The 17,223-nt window shown below is 41.9% G+C and carries 13 protein-coding genes; 3 read left to right on the top strand and 10 right to left on the bottom strand.

Annotation, left to right across the window (positions count from 1 at the left end; all coding sequences use genetic code 11):
• Positions 1–66: 66 nt before the first annotated feature.
• On the top strand, positions 67–2,796 hold the full coding sequence (locus tag H70737_RS13965; protein WP_231573450.1) for an alpha-mannosidase: 2,730 nt from the start codon (positions 67–69) through the stop codon (positions 2,794–2,796).
• Between the two features lie 56 nt (positions 2,797–2,852).
• On the opposite strand, the gene H70737_RS13960 is transcribed toward H70737_RS13965, so the two are convergent.
• From H70737_RS13960 to H70737_RS13930, 7 genes are all read right to left on the bottom strand, one after another.
• The gene (locus H70737_RS13960; protein WP_042188117.1) at positions 2,853–4,481 is read right to left on the bottom strand and encodes a response regulator transcription factor; all 1,629 of its coding nucleotides are present in this window, start codon (positions 4,479–4,481) and stop codon (positions 2,853–2,855) included.
• Between the two features lie 219 nt (positions 4,482–4,700).
• The gene (locus tag H70737_RS13955) at positions 4,701–6,179 is read right to left on the bottom strand and encodes an Lsa family ABC-F type ribosomal protection protein (RefSeq protein ID WP_042188115.1); all 1,479 of its coding nucleotides are present in this window, start codon (positions 6,177–6,179) and stop codon (positions 4,701–4,703) included.
• 317 nt (positions 6,180–6,496) lie between these two features.
• The gene (locus H70737_RS13950) at positions 6,497–6,997 is read right to left on the bottom strand and encodes a DinB family protein (RefSeq protein WP_042188113.1); all 501 of its coding nucleotides are present in this window, start codon (positions 6,995–6,997) and stop codon (positions 6,497–6,499) included.
• Positions 6,998–7,281: 284 nt separating this feature from the next.
• Positions 7,282–7,830 (bottom strand): CueP family metal-binding protein, encoded by a 549-nt coding sequence (locus H70737_RS13945; RefSeq protein ID WP_042188111.1) that lies wholly within the window; start codon positions 7,828–7,830, stop codon positions 7,282–7,284.
• A 178-nt stretch (positions 7,831–8,008) separates the two neighbouring features.
• Positions 8,009–8,875 carry an SDR family oxidoreductase gene (locus H70737_RS13940; RefSeq protein ID WP_042188109.1) on the bottom strand — a complete coding sequence of 289 codons (867 nt, stop codon included), beginning with the start codon at positions 8,873–8,875 and terminating at the stop codon, positions 8,009–8,011.
• A gap of 183 nt (positions 8,876–9,058) precedes the next feature.
• The gene (locus H70737_RS13935) at positions 9,059–10,810 is read right to left on the bottom strand and encodes a sensor histidine kinase (protein WP_042188106.1); all 1,752 of its coding nucleotides are present in this window, start codon (positions 10,808–10,810) and stop codon (positions 9,059–9,061) included.
• A complete protein-coding gene (locus tag H70737_RS13930; RefSeq protein WP_042188104.1) occupies positions 10,807–11,562 on the bottom strand; it encodes a response regulator transcription factor in 756 nt (251 codons plus the stop codon). The genes H70737_RS13935 and H70737_RS13930 overlap by 4 nt, the downstream gene beginning before the upstream one ends.
• A gap of 194 nt (positions 11,563–11,756) precedes the next feature.
• Between H70737_RS13930 and H70737_RS13925 the strand changes: the two genes are divergently transcribed.
• Positions 11,757–12,788 (top strand): M23 family metallopeptidase, encoded by a 1,032-nt coding sequence (locus H70737_RS13925; protein ID WP_231573449.1) that lies wholly within the window; start codon positions 11,757–11,759, stop codon positions 12,786–12,788.
• A 163-nt stretch (positions 12,789–12,951) separates the two neighbouring features.
• Complete coding sequence (locus tag H70737_RS13920; protein ID WP_042188101.1) at positions 12,952–13,830, top strand: deoxyribonuclease IV; 879 nt, start codon at positions 12,952–12,954, stop codon at positions 13,828–13,830.
• Positions 13,831–13,887: 57 nt separating this feature from the next.
• On the opposite strand, the gene H70737_RS13915 is transcribed toward H70737_RS13920, so the two are convergent.
• The 3 genes from H70737_RS13915 to nhaC form a co-directional block, all read right to left on the bottom strand.
• Positions 13,888–14,211: a coiled-coil domain-containing protein gene (locus tag H70737_RS13915; RefSeq protein ID WP_042188099.1), complete on the bottom strand. Its 324-nt coding sequence runs from the start codon at positions 14,209–14,211 to the stop codon at positions 13,888–13,890.
• Between the two features lie 100 nt (positions 14,212–14,311).
• The gene (locus tag H70737_RS13910) at positions 14,312–15,532 is read right to left on the bottom strand and encodes a GNAT family N-acetyltransferase (RefSeq protein WP_042188097.1); all 1,221 of its coding nucleotides are present in this window, start codon (positions 15,530–15,532) and stop codon (positions 14,312–14,314) included.
• A gap of 113 nt (positions 15,533–15,645) precedes the next feature.
• On the bottom strand, positions 15,646–17,034 hold the full coding sequence (gene nhaC / locus H70737_RS13905) for a Na+/H+ antiporter NhaC (protein WP_042188094.1): 1,389 nt from the start codon (positions 17,032–17,034) through the stop codon (positions 15,646–15,648).
• Positions 17,035–17,223: the final 189 nt, after the last annotated feature.

Raw genomic sequence — 17,223 nt, 5'->3', positions numbered from 1 at the left:
GGCAAAAAATGCATTTTATATAATTAGGCTGTAGCATTCATCATCTTATGGAAAAGAGGAATCGTATTGACTGGAGCTAGTAAAACCGTTGTACATGTCATCTCTCATACTCACTGGGATAGAGAATGGTATATGCCCTATGAAGCCCATCACGTTAAGCTTATCGAAACTATAAATTCTTTGATTGAGACGTTTGAATCCGACCCGGATTTTAAGAGCTTTTATCTAGATGGACAAACCATAGTAGTGGAAGATTATTTGCAGGTTTATCCTGAGAAGCGTGAAATCATCCAGAGATTATGCGATGCTGGCAAGCTCTCTCTTGGGCCGTGGTATATTCTTCAAGACGAATTTCTGACAAGCGGTGAAGCTAATGTTCGCAATCTGCAAATCGGACATCGTGATGCAAGGACATTCGGTCCCATCTCTAAGATCGGCTATTTCCCGGATTCTTTTGGCAATATGGGCCAAGCTGCACAGATTCTTCAGCAAGCTGGAATCGATACAGCCATTTTCGGCAGGGGTGTGAAAGCTACTGGGTTCAACAATCGCGTGGTAGATGCCTCTGATCAGGAATCTCCTTACTCTGAGCTGATCTGGCAATCTCCTGACGGCTCCAAAGTGCTCGGTATTCTCTTTGCGAATTGGTACAACAATGGCATGGAAATTCCTGTTGATCCTGATACTGCTAAAAGCTACTGGGTCCATCGCCTTGCACGTACCAGACAATATGCTTCCACCCGACATTTACTGCTTATGAATGGATGTGATCACCAGCCCATCCAAACCGATCTTTCTGAAGCTTTACGTGTTGCGCGTGAATTATATCCAGACTGTGATTTCATTCATTCTAACTATGATGATTATGTAAAAGCCGTTAAAAATGAGCTTCCCGATGACCTAACCCTTACTACAGGGGAGCTGCGCGGGCAACATACAGACGGCTGGTACTCACTAGTAAATACTGCTTCAGCGAGGGTATACATCAAGCAGCTCAATCAACAGAACCAGACTCTTCTAGAAAAAATAGCTGAACCGCTAGCCGCTATTGCACATGGATTAGGCAAAGCTTATCCGCACGGTCTAATGCAATATGCCTGGAAGACGCTTATGCAGAACCATCCGCATGACAGTATTTGCGGTTGCAGTGTAGATGAAGTCTACCATGAGATGAAGACTCGGTTTGCAAAAAGCATGGAGGTCGGATCAGCCCTCATAACTGACAGCGCCAGATTCATTAGTGCTAAGGTCGATACCTCTATCTTCGCACAATTTGGAAAAGACGCTACTGCGTTCGTAGTTTATAATACTAGCGGCTATTCTAGCAGCAGCGTTGTGACCTGTGAAATTGAGTGGTCTCATCGTTTCTTCATTCAAAGTGAAGACCCAAGTGCCGTGTTCAAGCAAGTCTCTGACAGAACGCATGGCGAGGGCTACCTGGTCAATTCCCAAGGTGATCGATTAGACTGCACTGTTGAAGATCTGGGGGTACGCTTCGGTTACGAGCTGCCAAACGATAGATTTAGACAGCCATATATGGCGCATGCATTACGGCTAACCTTTGAGGCAAAATCGCTTCCTGCCCTAGGACTGGCAACTTTTGCTTGGATTCCCGCAATGGACACAGCGATATCGAAATCTTCAAGTGACACACTGATTACCGATGACTTCACTATGGAGAATGAATTTATTCGAGTCATAGTGGCACAAGACGGCAGCTTTTCTATGTTCGACAAAAGCAGCGATGAGCTGTACAGCGGTCTTGGTGTATACGAGGATGTCGGTGACATAGGTAATGAATACATTTTCAAACAACCCGAAGGTGATGTAGCCATAACTACACGCGGTATCCCTGCTGAGATTCACCTAACGGAGAATACCCCTTACAGAGCTGCTTTTGAAATCAGACACACCTTAGAAGTTCCAGCCTCAGCAGATGAACAGTTACAGCAGGAAGTAGAAACCATGGTTGAGTTCCGTAAGCGAAAGTCGGTCCGGTCACAGCAGCTTGTCCCTCTAAATATTGTGACTCGAATCAGTCTGGAGCGTGAAAGCCATGCATTGCAAGTTAATACTCGAATCGACAACACCGCCAAGGATCACCGTCTACGTGTTCTGCTGCCAACTGGCATTAAGACGGCGCTTCATTACGCAGATTCCGTCTTTGAAGTCGCTGAGCGCGAAACCATACCTGCACCGGAATGGGAGAACCCAAGCAACTGTCAGCATATGCAGGCGTTCGTGGATGTACATGCCGATGGTCGCGGCTTGACCGCAGCCGGTAAAGGTCTTAATGAGTACGAGGTGTTGCAGGATGATGAAGGTACAATCGCCCTAACACTCCTTCGTTCCATAGGAGAACTTGGCGACTGGGGCGTCTTTCATACCCCTGATGCTCAGTGCCTTGGCGTTAATGTAGCAGAGTGGAGCCTTATCCCACATGGCGGATGTGACAACCGCTTCGCGGCCTACCGTGAAGCCTATCGTTATGCTGTTCCTGTCACCACTGCTCAGACCGGTATTCATGAAGGAACACTTCCTCCTGTGCACAGTTTTCTGGCATGGGATGGTAAAGAAATGGCTTTTTCCAGTTTAAAAATCAATGAAGATAATGGAGATTTAATGGCACGCTGGTACAATCTTGCTTACACGCCTTCTAATCTGAGTATTAATACCAGCGAAAACTCCCTGCTATACCACAGTAATATCATGGAAGAAATGACCTCCGAGGTTCAGACACAGCCGATTCCTGTATGTAAGGCTGGGATTGTAACTATAGGAATCACGCCACTATAAATACTTGCATAGATCCAGGGTGCCAGGTTCTTCCGAACCTGAGCAACCTGGATTCTTTATTCTTCAGCAATTCCAAGCTGTCTTCTGAAATCCTTAGGGGTGCAGCCTACCTGTTTCTTGAATAGCTTTGAGAAATGCACCGGGTCTTTGTAGCCGACCTGATAGGAGATTTGATAAATTTTAAACTGCACATCGTATAGCATTTCTTTTGCCTTTTTAATGCGAATATCTGTTAAGTATTCAAGAAAGGTCATATGCAGTTCTTTCTTAAATAACTTACTAAGCCAAACCGGAGTTACGTGAACCGCAGAAGCTACAATTTGCAGCGTTAGGCTTTCAGCATAATCACGGTGTAAGATCTTCTCAGCTTCGCTAACAATTTGGCTAGGTGTATGCGAAAGCTTTCGAAAGTCGGCAGCAATCTCATGCAGAAAAACCTCTGTTTGTTCACGAAGCGCCTGCAGTGTATCGTATTGCTCCAACAGCTCCCAAACTGCGATCGGATTATTTTTCCAACTCTTAAGGACGGTTCCCTCCGCTCCTCGCCGGAACACTTCGAACAGCCATTCAAAAATTTTCTGCTGGATATCTCTAAGTTGTGTAAGCTGCCAAGACTGTATCATCTCGATAAAGGTATCCATCGCTCTTGTTATATCTTCATCCGAACCATATCGAACTAAATCAAGCATTTCTTCCGGGTTCTGAAGTGACAAGTTATCACTCTCCCCGTCGTAAAATAGCCCTTGCTCAGTGAATAATCTGTTGCCCCCATAAACCGCCTTTTGCTCCATTACACTCACTGCCTCAATATACATATGGTGCAAGTTTCTTGTATTCCCTGGTTTAGTCAGCATTCCTGCACTAGCAGTGATTTTGACAAAATCATTGATTCTTTGAATGAAGAGCTGTGCCATGCCCTGTGCGATATCCGTCTGCTCATGCGAAAGGCTTCCCAGCACGATAATCCAGCGGTTATAACGGTCCTTATAGAGAGCAGAAGGGTGGGCGTATTCCTCTTCAAGCGTCTGATGTAACACATTACTAATCCCGAATAGAATCAGTTCCTTCTCATGCGGATTCTTATTCTCTATCGCTTTTAAATTATCAGCCTCAACGACAATCAACATCGTAGGCTCCTTCAACATCCATTCAAGCTCCAATGTTTGAAGACGGTGGTATCTACGCATTTCAAGATTAGGATCATAAACCTGCTCAATCATTTCCTTTAATAATTCCTCACGCATTTTGGAGATGGCGAAGACCGCCTGATTCTTAAGCATCTGCCGGTTACGATGATCCATCTTCTTTTTATTAATGTTTTCTATCGATTTATCCACCATTTTACCCAGTTCATCCAAATTAATTGGTTTCAAAATATAATCGCATACCCCTATTTTCATGGCCTGCTTGACCAGTTCAAAATCATCATAACCACTTACAATAATCTTCTCAGGCTTATAGTCCTCTTCGGCAGATAAGGCGCTAAGGAATTCAAGACCAGACATGCGGTTCATCTTGATATCTGTAATAATCAGAGCGGGCCTGATCTCAAGTGCCGTACGTAAGGCCACATCACCATCATCCGCAACAAGAACCTCTGTAATATTGTAATCCTCCCAATGAAAGCGATTTCGCAATCCTTCACGAATCTCATATTCATCATCCACTATAAGTACACTAAGCATCTGATCTCCCTCCTGATTCACTTGGATGTACAACTGTTTCTTTTGGAGATTATAGTCTTTAATTTCATAGTACTCGACACGAGTTAGGATTGCACGGAGGTAATCCATAACTTTTATAGGGGGATATTAAATTGCTTTTTCAAATGTGCAGCGTTTGTAAAATAATACAAAAAAGCCGACAGATAAACTCTGTCGACTTCCCCCATTTCTTCATTTTAATTAAAGTTCAACGATCTTCGTAGCAACATTGTTGCAAAATTCCCGATCATGCTCCACAAAAACAAGAGTTGGCGTGTATTCAAGCAACAGCTCTTCAATTTGCATACGTGAAATGACATCAATAAAATTAAGCGGTTCATCCCAAATGTACAAATGAGCTTTCTCACTAAGACTTTTGGCAATCAGTACTTTTTTCTTTTGACCACCACTGTAAGTGGATATGTCTTTATCAAATTGGATTCTAGAAAAATCAAGCTTTCGTAGAATAGATTTAAACAGACTTTCATCGATTCCGTTGTCTCTGGCATAATCCGTTAGATTCCCCTGAAGATTTGAAGTGTCTTGGGATACGTAGGAAATGATAAGCTGATTATCCTTTGTGAGAGTGCCTGTGAAATCTATATCCTCACCACACATCAATTTGATGATACTTGATTTACCTGAGCCGTTTTTACCCGCCAGAGCAATACGCTCACCCTGCTCGATAGTGAAGCTTACGTCAGAACATACCTTTTTTTCACCGTAAAAAATCGAAATATTGTCTAGCTCAGCAAGTTGACGTTTGTGATAGTCAAGCTGTGTAATCTCTAGATTCTCAGAATTTTCGATGTTTTTAAGAAGCTTAGACTTTTCGTTGATCGCAGAATTTTGTCTTTGCTCAATGGCTTTAGAGCGTTTCATCATTTTAGCGGCCTTGTGTCCAATGTAGCCTTTATCGACCTTTGAGCCGGAATTTCTCGTTCCGTTTTTTGTTTTTTCCACTTCATGTGACCAGTTGCCTGTCCGTTTAGAAGAAGCAGATAAGCGTTTAATATCTCTTCTGAGTTTCTCGTCCTCTGCCAGCTCAAAGTTATCTTGTCTGACTTTGTTCTCCCACCAGCTTGAAAAATTTCCTTTTTGAATTTCTATATTCGTCTTATTTATAGACAAAATATGGTCTACACAATTATCAAGAAAAGATCTGTCATGAGAGACCAGAATATATCCACTTTTCGTATTGAGATAATCACTGACCAGCTTTCTTGCCGTCATGTCTAAATGATTGGTAGGTTCATCGATCAATAGGAAGCTATTTTCCTTAATGAAGAGAGTGGCTAACAGCACTTTCGTCTGCTCTCCGTTAGACAATGAGTCAAAGGGCCGATATAACACATCTTCAGAAACCTTTAATAATGAAAGTTCACGCATTAATTTCCAATGAATATAATCCGGAAAAATCCCGCTGATCACATCAATGGTATTAAGCGCCTTGTTATCCACCTGAAAAGGAAAATATTCAAAAGTGACATGGGCAGAAATATTTCCGCTGTATTCATATTTTCCAAGCAATAAACTCAGAAAGGTGGTCTTTCCTCTACCGTTTCTTCCGGTAAAGCCTAATTTCCAATCAGTATCGATTTGAAAGTTTACATTCTCAAAGATGTTATCGTAACTGCCTTCATAGGCAAAGGTTAGATTTGTAACATTTATTAATGACATATAAGTATCCTCCTGTATGAAAAAAATAAAAGCCACAAGAAAGTTACTTTCTTGTGACTCAAATAAATACAGCAAATCTAGCCCCAAATGGAGTTAGATAAGGATATATTGTTCGAGTGAAAAGAAGTAGTAACTTTCTTGCATACAAAAAATAAAACAAACGAAATAAACCGTTTTTGTTGTTTTATTCATCATGTGTCGCAAGAATAATTACTACACTATACTTTTCAACTCCGATCATCAATTTGTATCCATGTTATCATGCCGATTTGTTTTTTTCAACTTTCCGATCCTTAACTCATTAAGAAATTCATTTATTAGGCGTTCGCTAATTCATCTGCCGAGGGACCATACAAGCCCGGCACTGGTATATTAAGAAGGCGAAAGTATACCCCAAGCTGTGCCCGGTGGTGAATCATATGATTTAATCCGATGGTACGAAGCGCTACTGCCCGTGTCTGACGGCGGATCACCGCTGTGCCATTACGCAGTGTCCACTCCGCACCAAGCGTCTCCACATTGCTTTGAGAAATTAATTCTTCAATCTTGCGAGCGCTCATATCGAACTCTTGAAGAACCGCGGCGGGGCTCTCCAGCGCTTCTCGACGATATGGCACAGATGCCAAATCAAACTCCGAGTGAAGCAGAATAGCTGATTGCCAGTTTAACAGATTGACGAGATGTGTGGATAGCCCACCGAGACTCATTGACTTTTCGTGTGGTTTCCATGTCATATGTTCCTGCGTCAGCTTCTCCAGCATACGACGCGTACCAGCTAACTCCTGCAAAACATCCCCGATGATCAGATCTTTATCCATTCCTCTATCTCCTCTCAAAAATGAAGTACCAACTAAAGTTTATCATAGAGAATCACCCGTGAGTTTTTCGACGATACCCTTCTTCAAAGAACACTCCCTATAAAAGGTCGACACTTGATATCCATCAGATTATATCATTTCCAGGAGGTGGAAAATAACTATAATTAAACTTTACCTTAGAACCTTCTTATTCTTACAGATACATAAAAAAACCTCCCATAAATTAAATGGCAGGTCCGATATGGAATTTTCAGAGGAAGTAGTGACTTCGCTGTCTCTGGTGTTTAGATACTCTCTACTAATTGCATGGTCGTTACACATGTATTATCACTCTTAAAAGTGGAAAGTGCGGCTTTCGCTTTTACACCATCCTGTTCAATCGTTACATTATATTTCTTATCGCGAGGTAACCAAAGATCAATGAATCCGTTAGATTGGGACTTCATAGTTTGATCCACAATCACGTTGCCCGCAGTGTCCTCGACATATACATTAAACTCTTGTTCTGTTAATTCCCCTTGGCATCCGGTCAAGCTATGTGTTGCACACGGGTGTGTATTCTTAACATATGGTGCGATGGAAACAAAAAACTCATCTTTGGGTAAGTCATATTTGGTTGATTGATTGTTGCTGTCGGTCACAATAAGCTGCTCTGAAGTGATGGAAGCAGAGAGGTCTTTCATGCTGCTTGAACTATATTCCTGCACTAATTGTTTAACGTTAGATGTATCGGTTGCTGCGGGTGATTTTTTATCGTTCCCCCCCACAAATAAAACAGCCCCTAAAGCAACTACAACTACTGCACCAGAAGCCATCCAAATTTTTGTCCTCATTGATATTCATCCCCTTCTCTTCGATTCAATCATTTTCATTACACCAATAGTTCACATATGTTTCCTATTATATCATTATTATTACTTCACGAAACCTTATCATTGATGTTAAAGATGCACAAAAAAAGACCCCTTCTGGTTATTCACCGAGAAGAAGCCTTGAATCTTGATATATTATTTAAGCTTGCAGACTATTTACAAGATCACTGATAACATCCGCTAACGGAGTGACTGGACGATTCAGTACTTTCTCTAGATCGCCACTTTCAATATCCAGCCATCCTTCGCGAATACCACGTTGAATCGCAACAACGAATGGCAGAGCAGCTTCTGGTACACCAACCTCAGCCATGATTTTCGCATAAGCTTCGTCGTCAACTTGCAGCACTTTAATTTCTTTACCAATTACGCCACTTATAATTCCAGTCAATTCTTCTTGTGTTAAAGGCTTGCCAGACAATTCATAGACAGAATTCTCATGTCCTTCCCCAGCTAGAACATTAGCAGCAGCTTCTGCATAATCTCCTCGTGCTGCCCAGCCAACTTTACCACTACCAGCAGAAGTTACCCATGGGGCACCTGCTACGGCGCCTTGGATAGACCCAACCTCGTTCTCCATGTACCAGTTGTTGCGAAGGAAACTGTAAGGAATTCCGGTAGCTCGAATGGCTTCCTCGGTTACACGGTGTACTTCAGCAAGGAACAGCTCACTCTTCTCTGCATGTCCTACACTTGTATAGGCAATGAATCCAACACCAGCTTTAGCGGCTGCATCAATAGCTGCCTTATGTTGGCGAATCCGAGTCTCGTTATCTCCATCTGAAGATACAATTAGCAGTCGATCCACACTGGCAAACGCAACATCCAATGTTTCCGGCTTATCAAAGTCACCATGACGGACTTCCACACCACGCGCTTTAAGATTACTTGCTTTATCTGGATTCCGGACACTAACTACAAGGTCCCCTGCGGGTACAGTTTTAAGTAGAGACTCTATCACTAATGATCCGAATTGACCTGTTGCTCCTGTTATTGCTATTTTCATTTTAAAATCCTCCTCAAATTATGATAAATTTTATCCTCTTAATAATTGTTTACCTGTAACTATTGTAGTTACATTCAAAAAAGATGTCAACTCCTTTATTTTTATAGCCTTTACTCAACCTAATAAATACAAACAACCCTCGCGGTATCCGGTTGGAATACAGCGAGGGCTCGAATGAATATATCAGCTCCATATTAATTTAATAACCGTTCCCTTACCTATGTGACTTTCTACAGTAATCTGGCCACCCATACATTCGATCAGACCTTTAGAAATCGCCATACCGAGCCCAGAACCGTTGGAGGTAGACGCTGTATCCGTTCCTCGATAATATCGTTCAAATAGCCGAATCATTGTTTCTTCATCCATTCCATCGCCGTCATCAGCAAATTGAATGATAAATCCGGTCTCCCTTTCTTTATGAATAAGCGAAACGGTCAACTTCGTATCCGGTGGGTTGTGGAGCAGCGCATTCGCAGTTAAATTGTTGACAACCCTCTCTAGCCATGGCGTATACAATTGAGCTCTAACTTCGGTTTGTGCAGGTAGAAATACTATTCGCTGCTTCCCGTAGGCAGGATTGGCAGCAGCTTGTTCGAGAGCTTGTTGCAGCCAAGTGTTCAATTCAACTTCCATCGTCTCAGGTGGTTTAATTCCTGACTTTAGACGATAGGTCATTGCAAGATCACTGATCAGCATGTCCATATGGGCCGATTTATCTAGCATAGTCGTTGTAAACTTACGGACTTCCTCTTTCGACCAATCGTATTTTGGTTCTGCCAGTAAATGAGCATATCCTGTGATTGAGGATAATGGGGTTTTCAAATCATGAGTAACACCAGCGATCCATTCCTCGCGTAAGCTCTCCGTCTCCTCCCGCATGACTTGATCTCTCTTCAAGGTTGCCGATAATTTCTCAATTGAAACCATCACATCAGCAAAAACACGGTACCTTCTCCTCCATTTTAAGGCGGGTGTTCGACTGCGACGAAGTCCTTTACGATCCGTTGGCTCTGTATAAATGGCATTTCCGATGGAATCGAGCCATACGAGCATATGCAGCATTGGCGCACCAAAACGATGTGCTTGCCATAAGGAAAGCAACACAAACGCGATCAATAATGCGATAAGCATGGCAAATGAACCGATGATCACGACTTTAACTTCTTCTGGTACCCACATTTTTTTGCCTGGATCTGTCCCTTTGATATTGGGTTCTCCCACGATCCAAGTACGACCTGAGTCCTTATCAAAAGAAGAAAGAACATGGTACCCATATCGTTCACTGTACAGGGTGCGAAGTGCAAGCTCTTGAACGGAGTACTGAGTGGGTATCACATTAGGTCTATTATAAGAAACCACTTCATTGCCTGATGAATCTATAAGTTGAACAAAAGCTTGGGCCGATTTAATTTCTTTTTCAAGTTCATCAGGAAGTACTGGCTCCCCTTTCGCAGCAGCGAATGTCCCCTCACTCACTTTCTTTAATAGTGGACCTAATACATTAGGCGCACCATACACCAGTGCGAGCTGTTTACCATCCTTTTCTTGAATCCATAGTGCCAGATTATAAGGAAACGGCTGAGTGCCCGTCCAATAAGCAACTACTTCGCCAGGGCCATATTGAATGGGTACATCTTTAGGTGTATTATAGGCACTCTCAACTTGCCCATCTTCATTTAGACTTTGTAGCCAGCCATTATTTTTCTTCACTTGCTCCAGTAAACTCGGAGAAAAATGTATGCCATCCTTATCAATCTTAGAAGATTCTACCAATTGTTCAAGACCCACATTGGCAAAATCACGCGAGAGACTAATATCAAGAAACCGCAGCAAAATCCAAGTAAATGTTATGGCAGAAATAGCGAGTACTACCATGCCCGTAATTGCGAGCTGAAGAACAAACTTTAACGTTAACCGGCGCTTAATATTCATGGCGCAGACAACTCTTGACGTTCTACTTTAACCAGTTTGTACCCAAGACCTCTAACATTAACAATAAACTTCGGATCGGATGGGTCTGCTTCTATACGCTCTCTTATACGGTGAATATGCACCATGACCGTATTATCATCACTTAAGGCTTCTTCACCCCAAACCTTTTCATATAATTCACTTTTGCTGAATATTTGATTGGGATGTTTACATAAGAACAGCAGCAATTGGAATACAAGTGCCGGACAAGAGACCGACTCACCCTCAACCAGCAGCTCCCCTGCCGTCTCATCCAGTTTAAATCTCCCGTAATCGTAAACGTTCGCAGATTTGCTGTGAACTGTCGCTGTGATCTTATCAGTATCTGATGGAGCAGGTGAACTTAAGTACCGCCGCAACTGCGCTCTTATTCGAGCGACAACTTCAAGTGGATTAAAGGGTTTAGTGATATAATCATCTCCACCTATAGCAAATCCGGTCAGCTTATCAAAATCAGAGGTTCGAGCCGTAAGAAACAGGATAGGTGCGTCCGTCGTCTGCCGGATAAAAGGACAGATTTCAATTCCACTGCGCCCTGGCAACATCACATCCAATACAATCAAATCATATTTTTTGGCTTCGCAGGCGCTTATCGCTTCTTCACCCGTCACCGCAGTATCAATATTTAAATAACCCTCTTTGCGTAATACAGTCTCCATAATCTCCAAAAGCGATTGTTCATCATCTACAAGTAAAATCGATGCTTCATTCATTGTGAAATTCCCTTTCCAAATAGCCCTTGTTTTTATCATCATAGCATGATTCTTGACGCTATCAATCGCACTTACCTTAACAGAAGCTTAATTCGTATTCGTCTACTACACCAAAAGTTAAGATCGTATTAATGCTGTGTTTCAGAAGAGCTAAGACTCATTTGCTATAATTTGACTAATGGGAGGCGATATTCTTGAAAAAAAGCTCTAAAAAAATAATCAGCATACCGGGAATGTCAGCAAAAACAGTTTTGGCAATAGGATCACTTGCCTTGCTATTAACAGCTTGTGGAGGAGGAAAAACGGATATGAACAATAATGCGAAAGTGGAGCAAACATCCAGTTCAGCTGTAGAATCAAACGAAACAATGTTCCTGCCTGATGATCTGCCAAATTTTCTGCTTAAAGGGAACTATAAAGAAATGTACGCCCACTTTAGTCAGCCTTTGAAAGATGAGGTTAGTGAAGCTGAATTAGCTGAGACCGCTAAGGAATTCACAAAGGATATCCAGACACTGAATAAAGCTTCTGATATGCAGCTTAATGGATTTGATCGACGTACTTGGGTGAGTGATGCAGGTAATAAAGGGCTTATCGGAATGTTTGATCCGGATGGAACCATTTCATTAATCCAGATTCAAGAACTGACATCCTCCCCTGAAACCGACTCGAAACTTAGCAAGCAGGAATACGCGTTGCCTTTCGAAGGTGACTGGTTTGTATTTTGGGGCGGAAAGAATATTCTCGTAAATTATCATTATGAAGTAGAGATCCAGCGATACGCTTATGATTTCATCAAAGCCAAGAATAACTATTCTTATAAAGGGGATCCGCTAAAAAACAAAAGCTATTATGCCTTTGGCGAAAAAATTCTCGCCCCTGCGGATGGTACAATCGTATCGGTTGTGAATGATATTAAAGATAATGAACCTGTCGGTGTCATGAATCCAAACCAGGCAACCGGCAATAACGTGATCATCGACCACGGTGGTGAATACAGCCATCTAGCTCATCTAAAGAAAGGCTCGATTACAGTTAAGGCGGGCGATATAGTTAAAAAAGGCGATGTCATTGGACTGACAGGTAACTCAGGCAACTCTAGTGAGCCCCATTTGCATTTCCAGATTTCTGACGGAGTAGATTTGTTCAACTCTCGTTCAATCCCTGTTAGGTGGGAGAACGGATTGAATCCAATCCAAGGCGAGACGATTACCGCCACTGAATAGCGATCATTTTGGGTTGATAAGGTTGTCTCTCCTAGGAGATATTCGGACGAGACAACCTATACCTAAGCTTGAATACATACAAATAGGTCGATTTACAAATATTAATAGGCCTATAGTGACTAAATACTGATCTCTTCTCTGAAGAAAGGAAGTGTTACACCAGATGACTTTACTCCTTGGGTCACATGTATCCATGACTGGACCAAAAATGCTCTTTCGAGCTAGTGAAGAGGCAGCATCTTATGGAGCGACCACCTTCCTAATATATACCGGAGCTCCTCATAATACTCGCCGTAAGCCCATTGAAGCTTTGAATATTGAAGCTGGACAAGCTCACATGAGAGATAATGGCATTTCAAATATCGTTGTACATGCTCCATTTATTGTTAACTTAGGGAATACGCTATCCGCTCAGGTCTTTGAACATAGTATTGAGTTTCTTCAATCAGAGATTATTAGAACGGAAGCTTTAGGCTCTACACAAATTGTCCTGCATCCCGGTTCCCATGTGGGTGCGGGTCCACAGGCCGGAATTTCTCGAATTGTAGAAGGCTTGAACGAAGTGCTGTCCGATAAACGAAATGTTCAGGTTTCATTAGAGACCATGGCGGGAAAAGGTAGTGAATGCGGAATTACATTTGAGGAATTAGCAGCGATCATTGATGGAGTTACTAATAACGAGCGCCTGTCTATTTGTCTGGACACTTGCCATATCCACGATGCTGGTTATAATGTGAAGGAAGATTTTGATGGCATATTGGATCAATTTGATCGCATAATTGGAATAGAACGCCTAAAAGTCATTCACGTAAATGATTCAAAGAATATCATCGGCTCGCGAAAAGACAGGCACGAAAATATCGGACATGGATATATCGGCCTTCAGGCGCTTCGATATGTAGTCCACCATCCACAGCTAACAACCATTCCCAAGCTCCTGGAGACCCCCTCCATCGGTGAAAAGAAATATGTCAACCCGCCCTATAAGCATGAGATTTCATTGCTACGAGGAGAAACGGATGAGCCGATAAAACAAGCATAAACGCCTTCGGCGTCCTTATTAGGACGGTAAGCGTTTATGCTATAAACTATAATCAATTTATCCTTTTGCAGGATCATTCGTAACAGGTGCGGTTTCGTTCACTTGGAGTTTCTTTAGCGAGTTTTTCTTTGCGGTTAATTCTTTTGACAGATCAGCTTGCATACGATTTAAGGTTTTTATCTCATCATTCAGCTTTTTGATTCGCGACATTTTACTGCTCAAATCTGTGTGAGACTTGCTAAATTTCATATCCTGTTCTAATTGATTAATTTTAAATTTAGATTTTTCTTTTTTGTTCTGTGTGCTCTTGATTTTGTTTTCGAGCTCGGTAATTTCTTGTTGTAATTTAGTGATCATTGGTTTAGTAAAATTAATTGCCATTCTTACACCTCATATCATATTGTGTTGCTGAGAGACTATTCTACTATAAAAAGAGCAAAAAAGCACACTCATTAGAGTATGCTTCAAAGGTTCACATATTTTAAAAATAATCAGAGAAATAAGGATGCTCTGGTCTAATCAGTCCTTCCAGCAAATGAATCGTGGCTTCATCCGTCTGAATACGTCCGATGCGAGCCAGGTAGGTTGGCCGCTTATAGCCCATTAACAGGGTTGTTAAGGTAGGAATATCAATCGTAAGTGAAGGATTTAATCCCCCTTCTCGCAGGGTCCCCTTCCCTTCTTTATCTACAGTTAGTGAAAATGTCCCTCGATTCCATTCCAGCATCGGATCGCTTAAGTTGAAAATGAGCTCACAGTCTTTGTCCTGCCGTTTAAAAGGATACTGTTCGATAAATAAACGGACATCTACAATCCGTGCCATAAAGTATGGAGCGATCGTTTCCTTGATATCCCCATCATCTAATATGAATGACAACGGTTCTCCTTTATAAATATCCCCTTTAACCAGCTTAATCATTGAAAAGTGCGCACTAATAAAATTCCACAAGCCCGTTCGAGCCTCTTCAACAATGTATACCATCTCTTTGATATAAAATATTTCTTCGGCGACCCAATACAACAAGTACCCCATGGGTTCATCGTTGTTATTGTAATAAATACCTACCGTCATATCATCTAAATCCCACCGCAAATATTCTTCCCAAGCTAACTCATTACGAATCATCGCCCCATGATGCTGCACGGCAAACTGATCATAAATCACTTTGATATCTGGATGTTCAATGGATACACGTTCCACATTTCCTGGGACATTTCTCATTTTTGGCAACTGTGTATCCGGCACTTCAAATGAGATCTTATCAGTGATGATTTCCCAGCCTTTTCTTCTATAATAAGGGATTGAATACGGATAAAGATAAGATATCGATTGTTTACGATCCCGCATTTTAGTTAAAGCATGAAGCATCAGTTTATTCATTAAACCTAAATTGGCATATTCGGGATAGGTTCCAACACCCGTTAATCCACCCATCTCATAGATATGCCCAAAAATATTAACCTGAAATGGGTATACGGCTAACTGAGAGATGAGCTTGTCTCCATCAAACCAACCTACAACATCAGCATACTTAAGAACTGGCAACTTAGCCTGAGTGATTTCACGATTCTCCCAGCCAAAGATTTGCAGATCACGATTGGTCACTTGAAATACATAACGTAATAGATTATTAAATTGTTCTGCGTGCTTAGTCTCGACATTAGCTAATCTGATTCTATCCTGTAACTTACTGCGACTCACTGTTATTACCTCCGATAAATTGACCACTTTTTAAGCTTAGATCACTAGCTTGATCACATTGACTCAACGCATAGTATTCTTTATATACGTTGAATCAATGCATAAGGTGTCCTTTATCTTGAGATTTCTTGATCCTTACCCAATGAGTTCCTTTGTAATCTAGGGATCAACGCGTAAGCAAACGTGATGAATGGACTTAACCATAAGAAAGTTGCATAAGGCGCATATTCTATCACGGGCACACCCAGAGTCACTGCGAAGAAGGCACCACTGACACCCCATGGAATTAATGGATTAACGAGAGTGCCGCAATCTTCTAGCGTACGGGACAGTGTCTTCGCTGGAATACCACGGCGATTATATTCATCTTTGAACATTTGACCTGGCAAAAGAATCGAAAGATACTGTTCACCAGTCATGCCATTTACCGCTATGGATGACGCTCCGCTCATAAGTACAATGCTGCTTTTACGCTTGAGTGGTTGAATGAGTTTACGGAAAAAGGCCTCAATGACACCGCAATGCTGAATCAAACCACCTAAGGATAAGGCAATTAAGATTAGAGATACAGACCACATCATCGATTGCATTCCTCCGCGGTTCACGATAGAAGCAACCATTTCATTCGCGATATTACTGTTATATCCACTCTGCATTACACTAAACCAGACATCGATTTCAGTCTGCTGCTGAATCAAAGCCGTCACAAGAAGACCACTGACAATACCAACAACTAACGTAGGCAGGATCGGTATCCGCTTGATCGAACAAGCGATGACAGCTAGCGGAGATAGCAGCGTTAACCAATGAATATGGAATCCATCTTGTAACGCAAGCTTAATGTCTTTAATCGAGGATAAATCGATCGAATTCCCCTTTGGAGCGAACAGAAAAAAGAGAGTGGTGATAACAAGCGCTGGCACCGTAGTGTATGCCATATTACGAATATGTGTAAACAAGGATATACCCGCTACTGCAGGTGCAAAATTCGTTGTATCGGAAAGTGGCGACATTTTATCACCAAAACAAGCCCCACTGATAATTGCTCCAGCAGCCAAAGTTGGGGAAATCCCCGTAGTTACTGCAATTCCCATTAAAGCAACGCCGATGGTGCTAACTGTCGTGAAGGAGCTTCCAGTGAACATCGAGACGATGATCGTGACATATAATGCGCTCACCGCAAAATAATTCGGATTAATATAATCCATACCATAATATAAAAGCGACGGTACAGTACCGCTCATCATCCACACAGCGATCAGAATTCCAATCAGCATGAGGATAAGAATTGGCATTATGGCCGTTTGTATCCCTTGAATAATGGCTGATTCGATCTTCTTCCAAGAGAAACCAAACATTCCTAGTAAGACGGCCGTGCCTATTGTAGTTACGAGAAGCGGTAGATGCGGCTCCGCTTTCAATAGAAAGATGGATACAAATAGAAGTGCTAAAATAAAAACGATGATGATCATGCTTTTTGAGAAACTAAGCTGTCGTTCCATGAAAATAATGCTCCTTAACATTGTATTGGGTATAAAAATAATGATCGAACGCTTCCGCACTTTTAAGCTTTTTTGCTTTTTGGCATTGAAGCGCAGAGGTAATCTTAACGAAAAGACTGAGAACAGTCAATGTAAAGAACATACATTGAAGGAATTTCCATAAAAAGTTCATAAGTATAGGCGAGAAAT

Origin of the sequence: Paenibacillus sp. FSL H7-0737 (genome assembly GCF_000758545.1) — a bacterium.
Classification (GTDB): domain Bacteria; phylum Bacillota; class Bacilli; order Paenibacillales; family Paenibacillaceae; genus Paenibacillus_AQ.
The sequence above is the reverse complement of the archived record's forward strand: the minus strand, read 5'-3'. Positions and strand labels throughout refer to the sequence as shown.